The following is a 16,917-nucleotide window of genomic DNA, read 5'->3' as shown; positions in this document are numbered from 1 at the left end:
TCAGGGGCGCCGCCTTTGCCGCGCCCCTACCCCGCCATATCGATGCCGCTGAACTGTAAAAAACGTGCGGCGGCGTTCGACAAGGGCTGCGGCCAAATGCAATACACCTGGCGCCGCGGCCCGTCTTCAATCGGAATCGACACCAACGCGCTTAAGCGTTGCGCGGTCGAGACAGGTACGATACCCGCCGCCAACCCGCGCCGCACCAGATTCTCCAGCCATTCGATATGATCGATCTCAAAACTGACGTGCCGGCGGATGCCCGCCGCCAGGAAGGCGCGATCGGTTTGGCGCCGCGCGCCGGTGCCGCTGTAGAAATCCACCAGCGGCACTTCCGCCAGCGCTTGCAGGTTGACCCGCTCACGGTTGGCCAGCGGGTGCTGCGGCGCCACCAGCGCCACCAGCGGCTCATCGGTCAACTGCCGGTGCGACATCGGCAGTAAATCGACATCGCCGGGCCAGATGCCGACGAACGCCATATCACACTTCTGCTGACGCACGTCCTCCAACAGGGCTTCGCTCATGCCAACGTAAAGGCGGATGTTCACCGCCGGATAGTGGCGATGAAACTTGTCGAGCTTTTCGGTCAGATCAATCGCGTTTATGGTTGAAATCGTGCCGATGGTCAGGGTGCCGGACACCGCATCGCCGGCGGCGGTCACCTCTTCCACCAGCGCCTGCTGCGCCGCCAACAGCCGCTGCGCCGACGGAATGAAAGCCTGGCCGGCCGGGGTCAACCGCACCCGGCGCGAGGTGCGTTCAAACAGCGTACAGCCCAGCTCTTCTTCCAGTTTGGCGATCTGGTGGCTGAGCGCCGACTGCACCGTATGGCAGCGCTGCGCCGCCCGGGTGAAACTCTGTTCTTCCGCCACCGCCAGCGCATAGCGGATCTGTTTCAGGTTCATGGCATCTATCTTGAAATGAGATAAATCAAATGAAAATTATACATTGGTTTCCGCAGACGCGTTGCCGGATACTGCGCGCTATCTTCTTCCCGTGATGAAAAAATCATGACCCCAAAAAACGCCCATCCGGGCCTCAGCCCGGCGCTGACCGTGCTGATCGCCATCGCCACCGGCCTGGCGGTCGCCAGCAACTATTACGCGCAACCGCTGCTGGAAACCATCGCCACCAGTTTCAACCTGTCGGTCAACCAGGCCGGCTTTATCGTCACCGCCGCGCAGCTCGGTTACGCCACCGGCCTGCTGCTGCTGGTGCCGCTCGGCGATATGTTCGAGCGCCGCGGACTGATCGTGTTCATGACGCTGCTGGCCGCCGGCGGCATGCTGATCACCGCCACTTCCGCCACGCTGCCGATGATGATCCTCGGCACCGCGCTCACCGGGCTGTTCTCGGTGGTGGCGCAGATCCTGGTGCCGCTGGCCGCCACGCTGGCCCACCCGGAAAAGCGCGGCAAGACCGTCGGCATCATCATGAGTGGCCTGCTGCTCGGCATCCTGCTGGCGCGCACCGTCGCGGGCGCACTGGCGTCGTTCGGCGGCTGGCGCACCATCTACTGGGTCGCCAGCGTGCTGATGATCCTGATGGCGCTGATCCTGTGGCGCGCGCTGCCGCGCTATAAGCAACACTCCGGGCTGAACTACCCGCAGCTGCTGGCCTCGATCTTCAGCCTGTTCTGCCGCACGCCGCTGCTGCGCACCCGCGCCATCCTCGGCGCCCTGTCGTTCGCCAACTTCAGCGTGCTCTGGACCTCAATGGCCTTTCTGCTCGCCGCGCCGCCGTTCAACTATTCCGAGGGAGTGATTGGGCTGTTCGGCCTGGTGGGCGCCGCCGGGGCGCTGGCCGCTTCGCGCGCCGGGCATCTGGCGGACAAAGGCAAGGCCGGGCTGACCACCACCGTCGGCCTGGTGTTGCTGCTGCTGTCCTGGATCCCTATCGCGTTCGCCAAACAATCGCTGTGGGCGCTGATCGCCGGCATCCTGATCCTCGATCTGGCGGTGCAGGCGGTGCACGTCACCAACCAGAGCGTGATGTACCGCATCATGCCGGACGCGCGCAACCGCCTGACCGCCGGCTACATGACCAGCTACTTTATCGGCGGCGCGCTCGGTTCACTGCTCTCCGCCTCGGCCTATCAACATGCCGGCTGGTACGGCGTGGCCGCCGCCGGCGGGGTGTTATGCCTGCTCAACCTGCTGACCTGGTGGCTCGGCAAGCACCACGATCCGCAGGGGCCGGCGACAATCTGATTATCGTGCAAATAGTCACTAAAGAAATTTATTAGCGGTGCAGGGTATAAACATTACTTACTCTCTGGTAATGTTCTGGGCATAAACTATTGAAGTCCTATCTACCCTGCGATCCACAACCATGCAAAGCCAAGCTGCAGACAGCCTCAACCCGCCCGCCGTCAGCGCCACCTTCGCCAACGGCGTCGTCGACAGTTTGCCGATCGTCATCGGGTATGTCCCGGTGGCGTTCGCCTTCGGCCTCAGCGCCGTCAAACTGGGTTTTTCCCCGCTGGAAAGCATTTTCTTCTCCTGCATCATCTACGCCGGCGCCAGCCAGTTCGTGATCACCGCTCTGCTGAGCGCCGGGATGTCGCTGTGGGTCTCCGCATTGACGGTGATGGCGATGGACGTGCGCCACCTGCTGTACGGCCCGGCGCTGCGTCACCGCATCGTCTCGCGCATGTCGCCCGGCAAAACGGCGATATGGGCCTTTGGCCTGACCGATGAGGTCTTCGCCGCCGCCACCGCCAGGCTGATGCGTAATAACCGCAGCTGGAGCGAAAACTGGATGCTGGGCATCGCGCTCTGTTCCTGGCTCTCCTGGGTGGCCGGCACCGCGCTCGGCGCGCTGTTCGGCAACGGCCCGCTGGAGCAGTTCCCGGTGATCGAGGCCTCGCTGTCCTTCATGCTGCCGGCGCTGTTTCTCAGTTTCCTGCTGGCCGCCTTCCGCCGCCCGCAGAGCCTGACTATCGCCGCCGCGCTGGCCGGCGCGCTGCTCGGCGTGGTGCTGTTCTCCATTCCGGTCGCCATTTTGGCCGGCATCGGCGCCGGCTGCATTGCCGCCCTGTTCCAGCCAGCCCCGGCGGAGGCCAGCCATGAACATTGATGTGCTGGTGATCGGCCTGGTGGTGGGCTGCGCCAATTACCTGTTCCGCTATCTGCCGCTGCGGCTGGCGCCGGCGCGCGCCCAGCCCGGCCTCAAACGCGGTAAAGCCGCCCTGTTGCTCGACAGCATCGGCATCGCCTCGATCTGCGCCCTGCTGGTGGTCTCCAGCACGCCGGTGGTGATGCGCGAGCCGGACAAGCTGCTGCCGACGTTGGTGGGGTTCGCCGCGCTGGCACTGTGCTTCTACCGCAGCAAAAGCATCATTCTGTCGACGCTGCTCGGCGCAACGGCCTTTGGCATCACATTAAAACTGTTAATGCTTTTCGGTGCAGGCTGACGCCGCTCCCGATCGTTTGGCTTCACACTGGCGTTTTCAGGCGCCACATCTTTACAAACACTGACAAATGACACGAATTGCTAAATTATCCGCACGGCTGAACATTTACATTATTTGTCACCGTCGTTACTATCTCGAACGAAATTAATGAGGCCCTAAATTATGGAAAGCTCGTTTGCCCCCATAGAACAAATGCTGAATTTCCGCGCCACGCGGCAGAAAGATTTCCCTTATCAGGAAATCCTGCTGACCCGCCTGTGCATGCACATGCAAGGCAAGCTGCTGGAAAACCGCAATAAGATGCTGAAAGCGCAGGGGATTAACGAAACACTGTTTATGGCGCTGATTACCCTGGATGCGCAGGAAAGCCACAGCATCCAACCTTCTGAGCTAAGCTCTGCCCTGGGCTCCTCGCGCACCAATGCAACCCGCATCGCCGACGAGCTGGAGAAGCGCGGCTGGATCGAACGCCGGGAAAGCGACAACGATCGCCGCTGCCTGCATCTGCATCTGACGCCGCAGGGGGAAGAATTTCTCAGTCAACTGCTGCCGCCGCAGCACCAATGTCTGCATTTCCTGTGGTCCACGCTGACCGACGATGAGCAAAAACAGCTGGAACAGCTGACGCGCAAATTGCTGGCACGTCTGGATCAAATGGAAATCACAGAACAGTTACCCTAATTCACAATTTCTGTTCAGGTACCTACTTATGCGATCCCCATTTCACTGGAGATTCACCCCGCTGTTCGCCGTGTTGCTGCTGGCCGGGTGTGCTTCGACCGATAATATTGCCCCGCAATCCACGCTGATGGATCCGCAGAGCCTGCAGTTGGCTCAGCCGAAAGTCAGTTCGCTGGCCGTCAGCCCGCAGTGGTGGCGCGCCCTCAAGGATCCGCAGCTGGACGCCTTGATGACGCAGACGCTGCAAAGCTCGCCGACCCTGCGTCAGGCCGCCGCCCGCGTGCGCGAAGCGCAGAGTGTGGTGGGCGAAGCCAGCGCCGCCAACGGGCCGAACCTGGATCTGAACGCCAGCACCCAGCGCCAGCGTGTGCCGCAGAACGTCAATATGGGTTTGGGGTATCCGCATAAGCCGATCTATTCAAGCTCCAACTCGCTGGGGTTGAACCTGGCGTACGAGTTCGACTGGTGGGGCAAATACCGCAACCAGGTGAACGCCGCCAAGGCGCAAGTGAACGCAGCGCGCGCCGAGCAGGAACAGGCGGCGCTGACGCTGACCAGCTCGGTGGCGTCCGCCTACTACCAGCTGCAGAGCAATCTGGCGCTCGAGAAGCTGCTGCAGCAGGAAGTGAACAACAACGAGCGCCTGACCGCGCTGCGCCAACAGCGCTATCAGGCCGGCCTGACCGGCGTCGACGTGCCGCAACAAACCCAGGCGCAGTCCGACGTCGCCAAACAGCAGATTCTGCAGCTGCAGTCGCAAATCGAACAGCTCAGACACCAGCTCGCCGCGCTGGCGGGCCAGGGGCCGAACGCCATGCAGCACCTGCGTCAGGTGCCGCTGCCTGCAGACAATCTGATGGCGCCGCAGGGCGAACTGACGGCGGATCTGCTGGGCAAACGCCCGGACATCGCCGCGCAACGCCAGCTGGTGGAGTCTTACAGCCAGCGCGTCAGCGCCGCGCGTAAAGAGTTTTACCCCAGCCTGACCATTTCAGCCTTCGCCGGCCTGATGACCACCAATACCAGTGGCACCAGCCCGAATCTGTTTGAAGCGGCCAGCCAGGCCTGGAACGTGATGCCGGCGATCTCGCTGCCGATCTTCCACGCCGGGGCGCTGCGCAGCAAGCTGGGCGAGGAATCCGCGCTGTATGACGAAGCGGTGGAATCCTACAACCAAACCATCCTGAATGCGGTACAGGAAACCGCCGACGCCATCACCATCCAGCAGAGCTCTGCACAACAGCAGCTGCAGGCGGCGTCCGCGGCCCAGTCGATGCAACAGGTGTATCAGGTCGCCAACGCCCGTTACCAGGCAGGGATTATCGGGCGCGACGATCTGTTGACCAGCCAGACGCAGCTATTGCAGCAGCAACAGGCGGAGTTGAATGCCAGCAGCAATTTACTGCAGGCGAAGATAGGACTGATCCGCGCGTTGGGCGGTGGCTATCAGGCCCCGGCCACAGCGGATTCGAAAGCATAATAATATAAGGCTTGGAGAACACCATGAGCGCAAGCGCGGAAACCCAAAACCCGCAGCAGCCGAGCGGCAAAAAGAAGCAGCGCAAATTTTGGCTGCTGTTGCTGACGGTTATTTTCATTGTTATAGGGGTGGCTTATTTAGTGTATTGGTTCTTGGTGCTGCGTCATCACCAGGAAACCGACGACGCCTACGTCTCCGGCAACCAGGTGCAGATCATGGCCCAGGTGTCCGGCAGCGTGAACAGCGTCAACTTCGACAACACCGACTACGTCAAGCAGGGCGACGTGCTGCTGACGCTCGACCCGACCGATGCCGAGCAGGCGTTTGAACGCGCCAAAACCGGCCTGGCCAACAGCGTGCGTCAGACCCACCAGCTGATCATCAACAGCAAGCAGTATCAGGCCAACATCGCCCTGCGCAAGACCGATCTGAGCAAGGCCGAGAACGATCTGAAACGCCGCGTGGTGCTGGGCAGCGTTGACGCCATCGGCCGCGAAGAGCTGCAACACGCGCGCGATGCGGTCGACAGCGCCAAAGCCGCGCTGGAAGTGGCGGTACAGCAATACAACGCCAACCAGGCGATGGTGCTGAACACCCCGCTGGAACAGCAGCCGGCGATCCAACAGGCCGCCGCGCAGATGCGCGACGCCTGGCTGGCGCTGCAGCGTACCAAGGTGATCAGCCCGATTACCGGCTATGTCTCGCGCCGCAGCGTGCAGGTCGGCGCGCAGATCGCCGCCGGTTCGCCGCTGATGGCGGTAGTGCCGGCCGATCACATCTGGGTTGACGCCAACTTCAAGGAAACGCAGATCGCCAATATGCGCATCGGCCAGCCGGCGACGGTGGTCAGCGACGTCTACGGTGACGACGTGGTGTATCAGGGCAAAGTGGCCGGTATCGACATGGGCACCGGCAGCGCCTTCTCGCTGCTGCCGGCCCAGAACGCCACCGGCAACTGGATCAAGGTGGTGCAACGCCTGCCGGTGCGTATTGAGCTCGACGCCAAGCAGGTGGCCGATCATCCGCTGCGCATCGGTCTTTCGACGCTGGTGACCGTCGACACCGCCAATCTGGACGGCCGCGTGCTGGCCGACGTGGTGCGCGACAAACCGCTGTATCAGAGCGACGCGCTGGCGTTGAATCTGGCGCCGGTTAACCAGCTGATCGCCGACGTGATCCATGCGAACGCCGGCTAAGCGCGCGGGAGGCCATCTTGCCACAGAAACCGCTTGAAGGTGCCCAGCTTGCCTGGATGACGGTCGCGCTCGCCATGGCGACCTTCATGCAGGTGCTGGACTCCACCATCGCCAACGTGGCGATCCCCACCATTTCCGGTAACCTCGGGTCTTCCAACTCGCAGGGTACCTGGGTGATCACCTCGTTCGGCGTGGCGAACGCCATCTCGATTCCGATCACCGGCTGGCTGGCGAAGCGTTTCGGCGAAGTGCGGCTGTTCCTTTGGTCCACCGCGCTGTTCGCCATCGCCTCCTGGCTGTGCGGCATCTCCAACAGCCTTGGCATGCTGATCTTCTTCCGCGTGATCCAGGGCGTGGTGGCCGGGCCGCTGATCCCGCTGTCGCAGAGTTTGTTGTTGAACAACTACCCGCCCGCCAAGCGAGCGATGGCCCTGGCGCTGTGGTCGATGACCGTTATCGTCGCGCCAATCTTCGGGCCGATCCTCGGCGGCTACATCAGCGACAACTACCATTGGGGCTGGATCTTCTTCATCAACATCCCGATCGGCGTCTTCGTGATCGTGGCGGCGATGGCGACGTTGAAGGGGCGGGAAACCAAAACCGAGATCAAACCGATCGACACCGTCGGCCTGGTATTGCTGATCGTCGGCATCGGTTCTCTGCAGATCATGCTCGATCAGGGCAAAGAGCTGGACTGGTTCAACTCGACCGAGATCATCACGCTCACCGTCGTGGCGGTGGTGGCGCTGCTGTTCCTCGTGGTGTGGGAGCTGACGGACGACCATCCGGTGGTGGATCTGTCGCTGTTCAAGTCGCGCAACTTCACCATCGGCTGCCTGTGCATCAGTCTGGCGTACATGCTGTACTTCGGCGCCATCGTGCTGTTGCCGCAGCTGTTGCAAGAGGTGTACGGCTATACCGCCACCTGGGCGGGGCTGGCGTCGGCGCCGGTCGGGCTGATCCCGGTGTTGCTGTCGCCGATCATCGGCAAGTTCGGCAACCGGCTCGACATGCGCCGGCTGGTGACCTTCAGCTTCATCATGTATGCCGTGTGCTTCTACTGGCGCGCCTATACGTTTGAACCGGGCATGGACTTCGGCGCATCCGCCTGGCCACAGTTCGTTCAGGGCTTCGCCATCGCCTGCTTCTTCATGCCGTTGACCACCATCACGCTGTCCGGCCTGCCGCCGGAACGCATGGCGGCGGCATCGAGCCTGTCGAACTTCACGCGAACGCTGGCGGGTTCGATCGGTACCTCGATCACCACCACCCTGTGGACGCAGCGCGAATCGCAGCACCATTCGCAACTGACGGAGTTCGTCAACCCGTACAACCCGCAGTCGCAGGAGATGTACCGGCAACTGGAGCAGCTCGGCATGAGCAAGCAGCAGGCGTCGGCGTATATCGCCAACGAGATCACCGCGCAGGGCCTGATCATCTCCGCCAACGAGATATTCTGGCTGTCGGCCGGGGTGTTCCTGGTGTTGCTGGTGCTGGTGTGGGTGGCGAAACCGCCATTCAGCTCCGGCGGCGGCGGGGGCGGCGGCGCTCACTAAGCTTCAATAAACGAAACGGGCGCCCTGGGGCGCCCGTTTTTTTATCCGACGTAGAAAATTACGCCTGATTCTGACGCCACCAGTCCGCCAGCAGAATGCCGGTCGCCACGGAAACGTTCAGGCTTTCCACCTTGCCGGTGCCGCCGATGGACACGTTCATATCGCCCTGCTGCCAGGCGCTGTCGCTCAGACCGTCGCGTTCCTGGCCCAGCACCAGCACCATCTTGGCCGGCAGCTTGGCCTGCGCCAGCGCGGTGCCTTTGTGGCTGGAGGTGGTGACGATGGTGTAACCCGCCTTGCGGAAGGTATCCAGCACCGACAGGAAATCATCGGCGTTGATCGCCTTGATGTGCTCCGCGCCGCCTTCTGCGGTGCGCACCGCCGCGCCGGATTCCAGCAGCGCCGGATCCTGCAGCAGCACGCCGTTGACGCCGAAGTGGGCGCAAGAACGAACGATGGCGCCCAGGTTATGCGGGTTGCCCACTTCTTCCAGCGCCAATACGCAGTCGGTCGCCGGCGCGCTTTTCAGGTAGGTCTGCGCATCCAGGCCCTGACGCTTTTTGATCAGGAAGCAGACGCCGCCGTGGTGCTCGGTGCCGGAAGCCTTGGCCAGTTCTTCTTCATCCACCACGTGGTAAGCTTTGCGGTTAGCCGCCATCCAGCGCAGCGCTTCGCGGAAGCGCGGGGTGACCGACTGCACGAACCAGGCGCGCACGATCGCTTCCGGACGGCTGGCGAACAGCGCCTGACAGGCGTTTTCACCGTAAACGCGGGTTTCTTCCGCGCGCTGGCGGCGCAGCTGCTCAGGATCGATAAAGCTTTTGCCGCTGATGCCGCCATGATCGAACGCCGGCTCTTCATTCGGCGCGCGCGAGACGGTTCTCCACGGCGACTCATTGCCACCGCGATCTTCAGAGCGCGCCGGACGGCGAGGACGATCGCTTTCACTGCGGCGGGAGTCGGCGCCGCGGCGATCGTTGCCGCCGCGCGCCTTGTCTTGACCGGTGCGGCCCGATCGCGCACCGTCAGCCGGGCGGCCTTTGCCGGCCGGACGTTTATTCTTGTTACGGTCGTCGCCGTTGTCGTCGTCACTGCGGACGTACATCACTTTGACTTTACCGTTCTTGCCACTAAATGAATCGTTCATTGTCTTCTCCACCAACGCGCAGGGCGCGAAGATTACCTGATGTTGGTGCACGAAGCCACCAACTTGCGCTAAAAGCTCCCAACTATCACATCCATTGAACAAACCTCATTGTTCACGCGCCGGGTTTTGCCGATAATTGTCAGCATTAAAGAAACATCTCCGCAACCGCGTTGCGGGGACCATGCTTTCTCTGTACCCGAGGTCAACATGAATACAGTTTGTGCAGCTTGCAATGCCACCAACCGCGTGCCGGAAGAACGTCTGGCGGACAATGCGAAATGCGGCCGCTGCGGCCATGAGCTCTTCGACGGTGAAGTGATCAACGCCACCGCCGCCACGCTGGACCAGTTGCTGCAGGACGATCTGCCGGTCGTGGTCGATTTCTGGGCGCCGTGGTGCGGCCCGTGCCGCAGCTTTGCGCCGATCTTTGAAGACGTGGCCGAAGAGCGCGCCGGCAAAGTGCGCTTCGTGAAAGTGAACACCGAAGCCGAGCCGGAGCTGAGCGCCCGTTTCCGCATCCGCAGCATCCCGACCATCATGGTGTTCCGTCAGGGCAAGATGGTCGACATGCTCAACGGCGCGATGCCGAAAGCGCCGTTTGACAACTGGCTCAACGAGTTAGTGTGATTCGGCAAGTATAGGCCGTATCCCGCCATTGCGCGCGAACGCCCCCGATCGAGCCCGCCCCTCCCGGCGGGCTTTTTTCTGCGTTACAATAGCGGTTTTTCCCCAGGATCGTTATGACCGACAACGCCGTACTTCGCCTGCGCCAATTCCGTTTAGACCGCGCCACCCGCCCTTTTTTGGCGCGCGGTTGCCGGGTGGCGCGTTGTCAGGGTTGCCTGCTGCCGCATAAAAACTGCCTGTGCGACACCATTCGCCCACAGCAGGCCGGCAGCCGTTTCTGCCTGATCATGTTCGGCGCCGAGCCGCTCAAGCCCAGCAACACCGGCCGCCTGATCGCCGATATCCTGCCGGACACCCAGGCGTTCCTCTGGTCGCGCACCGAGGTCGATCCCGCCCTGCTGGCGGCCATCAACGATCCGACACGGCAGCCTTATGTGGTGTTCCCCGCGTCCTACGCCAACGCCGAACGGCCGGTGTTCAGCGCGCTGCCCGTCGGCGGCAAACCGCCGCTGTTCATCATGCTGGACGGTACCTGGGCGGAGGCGCGCAAAATGTTCCGTAAAAGCCCGTATCTCAATCAATTCCCGGTGTTTTCCCTCAACGTCGACGCCGCATCGGACTACCAGCTGCGCGAAGCCAGCCGCGCCGAGCAACACTGCACGGCGGAAGTGGCCGCCGCCCTGCTGCAACAGGCGGGCGATCTGCCGGCCGCCGAAGGGTTGAATCAGCATTTTCGCTATTTCCGTCAACAGTATCTGGCGGGAAAACCGACCCGGCCGGAGGCACCGGTCACAGCAATGCAGCCATAAAGCGCCTAAAATCAGGCGTAACGTTGCCAAAAGGAGCCGTGCATGAGCCAGCGAGGGTTAGAAGCGCTACTACGTCCCAAATCGATCGCCGTGCTGGGCGCTTCGCAGCAGCCGGGCCGCGCCGGCAACCTGATGATGAGCAACCTGCTGGCCGGCGGTTTCGGCGGCCCCATCCTGCCGGTGACGCCGCGCTACAAGGCGGTATGCGGCGTCATGGCCTATCCCGACGTCGCCAGCCTGCCGCTGACGCCGGATCTGGCGATCATCTGTACCCACGCCAAGCGTAATCTGGCGCTGCTCGACGCGCTGGGGCAGCGCGGCTGTAAAACCGCCATCGTGCTCTCTTCACCGCCAGAACAGTTCGCCGAGCTGAAAGCCTGCGCGCAGCGCTACGCCATGCGGCTGCTGGGCCCCAACAGTCTGGGACTGCTGGCGCCGTGGCAGGGCATTAACGCCAGCTTCTCGCCGGTGCCGATCCAAAAAGGCAAGCTGGCGTTTATCTCGCAGTCCGCCGCCGTCGCCAACACCATTCTCGACTGGGCGCAGCAGCGCGAAGTCGGCTTCTCCTATTTCATTGCGCTGGGCGACAGCCTGGATATCGACGTCGACGATCTACTCGACTTTTTGGCGCGCGACGGCAAGACCAGCGCCATCCTGCTGTATCTGGAAAACATCAGCGACGCACGGCGCTTTCTCTCTGCCTCGCGCAGCGCCTCACGCAATAAGCCCATTCTGGTGATCAAAAGCGGCCGCAGCCAACAGGCGCAATTACTGCTCAACAGCCAGCAAGGGCTGGACGCCGCCTATGACGCCGCCATCCAGCGCGCCGGCCTGCTGCGCGTGCAGGATACCCATGAGCTGTTCTCAGCGGTGGAAACCCTCAGCCATATGCATCCGCTGCGCGGCGAACGGCTGATGATCGTCAGCAACGGGGCGGCGCCGGCGGCGATGGCGCTGGACGAGCTGCTCGGGCGCAACGGCAAGCTGGCGACGCTGAGCGAGGAGAGCCTGGCGAAGCTGAGCGATGCGCTGCCGGATTTCATTCGCGCCGGCAACCCGCTCGATCTGCGCGACGACGCCACGCCGCAGCGCTACCTGGCGGCTATTGAAGCGCTGCTCGACAGCCACGACTATGACGCGCTGCTGCTGATCCATGCGCCGAGCGCGGCGGCGCCGGGCACCGCCACGGCGCAGCGGCTGATCGACGCGCTGCACCGCCATGCGCGCGGCAAACGCATCACCTTGCTGACCAACTGGTGCGGCGAATACTCTTCTCAAGAGGCGCGCCGGCTGTTTACCGAGGCCGCCATTCCCACCTACCGCACGCCGGAAGGCGCTGTGACCGCTTTTATGCATATGGTGGAATACCGCCGCAACCAAAAGCAGCTGAAAGAGACGCCGGCGCTGCCGGTCGGCCTGACCGCCAATACCGCCGACGCCCACCGCCTGATCCATCAGGCGCTGGCCGAAGGCGCCACCCAGCTGGATACCCACGAGGTGCAATCCATTCTGCAGGCTTATGACCTGAGCACCCTGCCGACCTGGATCGCCGAAGACAGCGCCGAAGCGGTGCACATTGCCGAGCAGATCGGCTACCCGGTGGCGCTGAAGCTGCGCTCGCCGGATATCCCGCACAAGTCGGAAGTTCAGGGCGTGATGCTTTACCTGCGCACCGCGACCGAAGTGCAGCGCGCGGCGGAGGCGATCCTCGACCGCGTGAAGCGTACCTATCCTCAGGCGCGCATCCACGGCCTGTTGGTGCAGAGCATGGCCAACCGCGCCGGCGCCCAGGAGCTGCGCATCGCCGTGGAGCAGGATGCCATTTTCGGCCCGCTGATCATGCTGGGCGAAGGCGGCGTAGAGTGGCGCCAGGAAAATCAGGTGGCGGTCGCGCTGCCGCCGTTGAATATGGCGCTGGCGCGTTATCTGGTGCTGCAGGCGGTGAAAGGCGGCAAGATCCGCGGGCGCAGCGCACTGCGGCCTTTAGATATCCCCGGGCTGAGCCGCTTGCTGGTGCAGGTTTCCAACCTGATCCTTGACTGCCCGGAGATCGCCCGGCTGGATATTCACCCGGTGCTGGCTTCCGGCAGCGAATTCACCCTGCTGGACGTTTCGATGCAGCTCGCGCCGTTCAGCGGCGATCCGCAGGCGCGGCTGGCGATCCGCCCTTATCCGCATGAGCTGGAAGAGACCATCGCGTTGAAAGACGGCAGCCAGTGCCTGTTCCGCCCGATCCTGCCGGAAGACGAACCGGCGCTGAAGCATTTCATCGACCGGGTGACCAAGGAAGATCTCTATTATCGCTACTTCAGCGAGATCAATGAGTTTACCCATGACGATTTGGCCAACATGACGCAGATCGACTACGATCGAGAAATGGCCTTTGTGGCGGTGCGCGCAGAAGAGATCATCGGCGTGACCCGCGCGCTGTCCGATCCGGACAACACCGACGCCGAATTCGCCGTGCTGGTGCGTTCCGACCTGAAAGGCCTGGGCCTGGGGCGTCAGTTGCTGGAGAAAATGATCGCCTATGCGCGCGCTCATGGCCTGACCCGTCTGAGCGGCATCACCATGCCGAATAACCGCGGCATGATCGCACTGGCTCAGCGGCTGGGCTTTGGCATCGAGGTGCAGCTTGAGGACGGCATCGTCAATCTGACGCTGCCGCTGCGGGCCGCCGACGCGCAGTGACCTGCGTCGCAATGCGCTACGAATCCACCACTTAACGCCAAAACATACGCACAATCGGGGCAACTAATGGTATTATCGCCCGATTATTCGGTTTATTGTTTTTATGCCTGTGGCGTTCTGGCCATCAATCATGAGAGAAGAAACGCACTGTGATGTTGTCAAAATTTAAACGTAGCAAACATCAACAACACCTTGCACAACTGCCCAAACTCCCCCAGACGGTTGCTGATGTTCGTACGTTGTACGCGCCGTCCGATTTTCGCACCACGCTGCTGGACGCCATCGCCAACGCCACCCAACGCATCTATCTGGTGGCCCTGTATCTGGAGCATGACGACGCCGGGCGCGAGATCCTCAATGCGTTGTATCAAGCCAAACAGCGGCGGCCCGAGCTGGAAATCTGCGTACTGGTCGACTGGCACCGCGCACAGCGTGGGCGCATCGGCGCCGCCGCCGCCAATACCAACGCCGACTGGTACTGCGCCATGGCCAGCCAACATCCGGAACAGTCGGTACCGATCTACGGCGTGCCGGTCAATACCCGCGAAGCGCTGGGCGTACTGCATCTGAAAGGCTTTGTGGTCGACGATACCGCGATCTACAGCGGCGCCAGCATCAACGACGTTTATCTGCATCAGCATGAGAAATACCGTTACGATCGCTATCAGCTGATCACCAACGGCGTGCTGGCCGATACCCTGATCGATTACATCAAGCAGCATCTGCTCACTGCCGGCGCAGTACAACGCCTGGATCGCAGCGATCGGCCGAAAAGCCCGGAGATCAAAAACGAGACCCGTCTGTTCCGTTTCGCCCTGCGCCGCGCCGGTTATCACTTCCGCGGCAAAGCCGGCAACGATGAGCTGGCGGTGACGCCGATGGTTGGGCTAGGCAAACAAAGCGTGCTGAATAAAACCATTCATCACTTGATGTCGTGCGCCGACCAGAAACTGACGCTCTGTACCCCCTACTTCAACCTGCCGGCGCTGCTGGTGCGCAACATCATTTATCTGCTGCGACAGGGTAAGCAGGTGGAAATCATCGTCGGCGATAAAACCGCCAACGACTTCTATATTCCTGAAGACCAGCCGTTCAAAATCATCGGCGCGCTGCCCTACCTGTATGAGATCAACCTGCGCCGCTTCCTGAGCCGCTTGCAGCGTTACATCGACACCGGCCAACTGATCGTGCGGCTGTGGAAGGATGGCGATAACAGCTATCACCTGAAAGGCATGTGGGTAGACGAAGAGTGGCAGCTGATTACCGGCAATAACCTCAACCCGCGCGCCTGGCGGCTGGATCTGGAAAACGCCATTCTGATCCACGATCCCAAGCAAGAGCTGCGCGAGCAACGGCAGAAAGAGCTGGAATGCATCCGAACTCATACCACTGTAGTCGGCCATTATCAGGAACTGCAAAGCATTCAGCAGTATCCGATCAAGGTGCGTAAGCTGATTCGCCGTCTGCGCCGCATCCGCATCGATCGGCTGATTAGCCGCATCCTGTAAGCGGTACTCTGACCCCGGCCAAGGCCGGGGTTTTTATTACAGCTGTATCTCCTTGCCTTTGCGATGCAACCGAAGCGAAACCAGCAACGCCAGCAGGCACATGCCGGAAACGTACCAGAAGAAGGCATTCTCCACGCCGAATGATTTAAGCGACAACGCGACATATTCTGCCGAACCGCCGAACAGGGCGTTCGCCACCGCATAAGACAAGCCTACCCCTAACGCGCGCACCTCTGGCGGGAACATCTCGGCTTTAAGCAGCCCGCTGATCGCGGTGTAAAAGCTGACAACGAACAACGCCAACACGATCAGACCGAACGCCATAAAGGGGTTGGTCACTTCTTTCAAGGCAAACAGGATCGGCACCGTCAACACCGTGGCGAAGGCTGAGAAGATCAGCATCGAGCTGCGACGGCCGATTTTATCCGAAAACGCGCCTACTGCAGGCTGCAGCAGCATAAAGACGAATAGCGCAACGGTCATGATGGCGCTGGCCAGCTTGGCGTCCATACCGGCGGTGTTCACCAGGTATTTCTGCATGTAGGTGGTGAAGGTGTAAAAGGTCAGTGAACCGGCGGCGGTAAAGCCCAGCACCATCAGGAACGCCTTGCGATTTTTCCACAACCCCGTCAACGAACCGGCATCTTTGTGGTTACGCGTCTTCGCATCGGAGGTTTCATTCAGCGAGCGGCGCAGGTACAGCGCCACCACCGCCAACACGGCCCCCAGGGCAAACGGAATACGCCATCCCCAGGCCTTCAGCTCTTCAGCGGGCAATATCTGCTGCAGGATCACCAAGACCAGCAGCGCCAGCAGTTGCCCGCCGATCAGCGTGACATACTGAAACGAGGCGTAGAAGCCACGCCGCCCCTTGATCGCCACCTCACTCATGTAGGTGGCGCTGGTGCCATACTCGCCGCCCACCGACAACCCCTGGAACAATCGAGCGATCAGCAGCAGCGCCGGCGCCCAGCTGCCGATCGATTCATACGTCGGCAGGCAGGCGATCACCAGCGATCCGGCGCACATCATGCAGACTGAAAGCAGCATTGAGTTTTTTCTGCCATGCTTGTCGGCAATATAGCCGAACAGCCAGCCGCCGATCGGCCGCATAAAGAAGCCGGCGGCGAATACTCCGGCGGTTTGCAACAGCTGCGTGGTGCTGTTGCCCGCCGGAAAGAACGAGGCGGCAAAGTAAATGGAACAGAAGGAGTAAACGTAAAAATCAAACCACTCCACCAGATTGCCTGATGAAGCTCCGACGATAGCGAAAATGCGTTTCTTGTTATCCAGCGCCCCCTGTTCGACGCAGTGCTCATCCCCAAGAGCCGAGGTTGTTTCTGTCATGATATTTTCTCCGAGCCATAGCAATGATGAAATTCGGCTTCCTGCCGCCCTGGTTGTTACTTTATTGTTATTTATAAGTTAACAGCCAAACTTAATAGCGGACGAAGAATATCTGACATTCAGAGAAACAATGCGTTGGTTTTGTGATGAATATTAAACAGTACGATGAAAGCTGAAGCGGGTTACAACGGGGACTTTCCATTTTTCCCATAGCAAAAAGCCCTGAACGTCAGTTCAGGGCTTTCGGCTTTATTTGATGCCTGGCAGTTTATGGCGGGCGTCCTGCCCGCCCCCTTCGGGCCGTTGCTTCGCAACGTTCAAATCCGCTCCCGGCGGATTTGTCCTACACCATTCGTATCAGGATGCCCATGCTCGAGCAGAACGCCAGATAACAGACAAAACAACAAGCCCCATGCTTTCGCATGAGGCTTGTTGTTTTATTTGATGCCTGGCAGTGTCC

General features: G+C 61.3%; 14 protein-coding genes. 11 read left to right on the top strand and 3 right to left on the bottom strand.

Annotation, left to right across the window (positions count from 1 at the left end; genetic code table 11):
* Positions 1 to 26: 26 nt before the first annotated feature.
* Positions 27 to 905, bottom strand: a complete 879-nt coding sequence (locus MMS95_RS04995) for a LysR family transcriptional regulator (RefSeq protein ID WP_004928891.1) — start codon at positions 903 to 905, stop codon at positions 27 to 29.
* Positions 906 to 1,010: 105 nt separating this feature from the next.
* Between MMS95_RS04995 and MMS95_RS04990 the strand changes: the two genes are divergently transcribed.
* From MMS95_RS04990 to emrB, 7 genes are all read left to right on the top strand, one after another.
* Entirely contained in the window at positions 1,011 to 2,210 is a 1,200-nt protein-coding gene (locus MMS95_RS04990; protein ID WP_004928887.1) for an MFS transporter, read from the top strand.
* Positions 2,211 to 2,331: 121 nt separating this feature from the next.
* A complete protein-coding gene (locus tag MMS95_RS04985) occupies positions 2,332 to 3,078 on the top strand; it encodes an AzlC family ABC transporter permease (protein WP_033632266.1) in 747 nt (248 codons plus the stop codon).
* Positions 3,068 to 3,415 carry an L-valine transporter subunit YgaH gene (ygaH, locus tag MMS95_RS04980; protein ID WP_060560104.1) on the top strand — a complete coding sequence of 116 codons (348 nt, stop codon included), beginning with the start codon at positions 3,068 to 3,070 and terminating at the stop codon, positions 3,413 to 3,415. The genes MMS95_RS04985 and ygaH overlap by 11 nt, the downstream gene beginning before the upstream one ends.
* Before the next feature lie 162 nt (positions 3,416 to 3,577).
* On the top strand, positions 3,578 to 4,096 hold the full coding sequence (gene mprA / locus MMS95_RS04975; protein WP_004928879.1) for a transcriptional repressor MprA: 519 nt from the start codon (positions 3,578 to 3,580) through the stop codon (positions 4,094 to 4,096).
* 28 nt (positions 4,097 to 4,124) lie between these two features.
* The gene (locus MMS95_RS04970) at positions 4,125 to 5,576 is read left to right on the top strand and encodes an efflux transporter outer membrane subunit (protein WP_085058834.1); all 1,452 of its coding nucleotides are present in this window, start codon (positions 4,125 to 4,127) and stop codon (positions 5,574 to 5,576) included.
* A gap of 23 nt (positions 5,577 to 5,599) precedes the next feature.
* Positions 5,600 to 6,772: a multidrug efflux MFS transporter periplasmic adaptor subunit EmrA gene (gene emrA, locus MMS95_RS04965; protein ID WP_015378875.1), complete on the top strand. Its 1,173-nt coding sequence runs from the start codon at positions 5,600 to 5,602 to the stop codon at positions 6,770 to 6,772.
* Positions 6,773 to 6,786: 14 nt separating this feature from the next.
* Positions 6,787 to 8,328: a multidrug efflux MFS transporter permease subunit EmrB gene (emrB, locus tag MMS95_RS04960; protein ID WP_161800767.1), complete on the top strand. Its 1,542-nt coding sequence runs from the start codon at positions 6,787 to 6,789 to the stop codon at positions 8,326 to 8,328.
* A gap of 58 nt (positions 8,329 to 8,386) precedes the next feature.
* On the opposite strand, the gene MMS95_RS04955 is transcribed toward emrB, so the two are convergent.
* Complete coding sequence (locus MMS95_RS04955) at positions 8,387 to 9,475, bottom strand: tRNA/rRNA methyltransferase (RefSeq protein ID WP_015378876.1); 1,089 nt, start codon at positions 9,473 to 9,475, stop codon at positions 8,387 to 8,389.
* A 207-nt stretch (positions 9,476 to 9,682) separates the two neighbouring features.
* Between MMS95_RS04955 and trxC the strand changes: the two genes are divergently transcribed.
* The 4 genes from trxC (at position 9,683) to pssA (ending at position 15,110) form a co-directional block, all read left to right on the top strand.
* The gene (gene trxC, locus MMS95_RS04950) at positions 9,683 to 10,102 is read left to right on the top strand and encodes a thioredoxin TrxC (RefSeq protein ID WP_004928868.1); all 420 of its coding nucleotides are present in this window, start codon (positions 9,683 to 9,685) and stop codon (positions 10,100 to 10,102) included.
* A gap of 113 nt (positions 10,103 to 10,215) precedes the next feature.
* The gene (locus MMS95_RS04945; RefSeq protein WP_156865727.1) at positions 10,216 to 10,911 is read left to right on the top strand and encodes a tRNA-uridine aminocarboxypropyltransferase; all 696 of its coding nucleotides are present in this window, start codon (positions 10,216 to 10,218) and stop codon (positions 10,909 to 10,911) included.
* 42 nt (positions 10,912 to 10,953) lie between these two features.
* Positions 10,954 to 13,602 carry a bifunctional acetate--CoA ligase family protein/GNAT family N-acetyltransferase gene (locus MMS95_RS04940; RefSeq protein WP_156865726.1) on the top strand — a complete coding sequence of 883 codons (2,649 nt, stop codon included), beginning with the start codon at positions 10,954 to 10,956 and terminating at the stop codon, positions 13,600 to 13,602.
* A gap of 152 nt (positions 13,603 to 13,754) precedes the next feature.
* A complete protein-coding gene (gene pssA, locus MMS95_RS04935; protein ID WP_015378878.1) occupies positions 13,755 to 15,110 on the top strand; it encodes a CDP-diacylglycerol--serine O-phosphatidyltransferase in 1,356 nt (451 codons plus the stop codon).
* Positions 15,111 to 15,146: 36 nt separating this feature from the next.
* On the opposite strand, the gene MMS95_RS04930 is transcribed toward pssA, so the two are convergent.
* Positions 15,147 to 16,457, bottom strand: a complete 1,311-nt coding sequence (locus MMS95_RS04930) for an MFS family transporter (protein ID WP_085337225.1) — start codon at positions 16,455 to 16,457, stop codon at positions 15,147 to 15,149.
* Positions 16,458 to 16,917: the final 460 nt, after the last annotated feature.

This window comes from Serratia sp. PGPR-27 (assembly GCF_022678525.1).
Classification (GTDB): Bacteria; Pseudomonadota; Gammaproteobacteria; order Enterobacterales; family Enterobacteriaceae; genus Serratia; species Serratia nematodiphila.
The sequence above is the reverse complement of the archived record's forward strand: the minus strand, read 5'-3'. Positions and strand labels throughout refer to the sequence as shown.

Coding starts and splice junctions, on each gene's coding strand:
- ygaH (WP_060560104.1), top strand. CDS start 3,068: ATGAACATTGATGTGCTGGTGATCGGCCTGGTGGTGGGCTGCGCCAAT.
- mprA (WP_004928879.1), top strand. CDS start 3,578: ATGGAAAGCTCGTTTGCCCCCATAGAACAAATGCTGAATTTCCGCGCC.
- MMS95_RS04945 (WP_156865727.1), top strand. CDS start 10,216: ATGACCGACAACGCCGTACTTCGCCTGCGCCAATTCCGTTTAGACCGC.
- MMS95_RS04990 (WP_004928887.1), top strand. CDS start 1,011: ATGACCCCAAAAAACGCCCATCCGGGCCTCAGCCCGGCGCTGACCGTG.
- trxC (WP_004928868.1), top strand. CDS start 9,683: ATGAATACAGTTTGTGCAGCTTGCAATGCCACCAACCGCGTGCCGGAA.
- MMS95_RS04970 (WP_085058834.1), top strand. CDS start 4,125: ATGCGATCCCCATTTCACTGGAGATTCACCCCGCTGTTCGCCGTGTTG.
- MMS95_RS04955 (WP_015378876.1), bottom strand. CDS start 9,475: ATGAACGATTCATTTAGTGGCAAGAACGGTAAAGTCAAAGTGATGTAC.
- pssA (WP_015378878.1), top strand. CDS start 13,755: ATGTTGTCAAAATTTAAACGTAGCAAACATCAACAACACCTTGCACAA.
- MMS95_RS04940 (WP_156865726.1), top strand. CDS start 10,954: ATGAGCCAGCGAGGGTTAGAAGCGCTACTACGTCCCAAATCGATCGCC.
- MMS95_RS04930 (WP_085337225.1), bottom strand. CDS start 16,457: ATGACAGAAACAACCTCGGCTCTTGGGGATGAGCACTGCGTCGAACAG.
- emrA (WP_015378875.1), top strand. CDS start 5,600: ATGAGCGCAAGCGCGGAAACCCAAAACCCGCAGCAGCCGAGCGGCAAA.
- MMS95_RS04985 (WP_033632266.1), top strand. CDS start 2,332: ATGCAAAGCCAAGCTGCAGACAGCCTCAACCCGCCCGCCGTCAGCGCC.
- MMS95_RS04995 (WP_004928891.1), bottom strand. CDS start 905: ATGAACCTGAAACAGATCCGCTATGCGCTGGCGGTGGCGGAAGAACAG.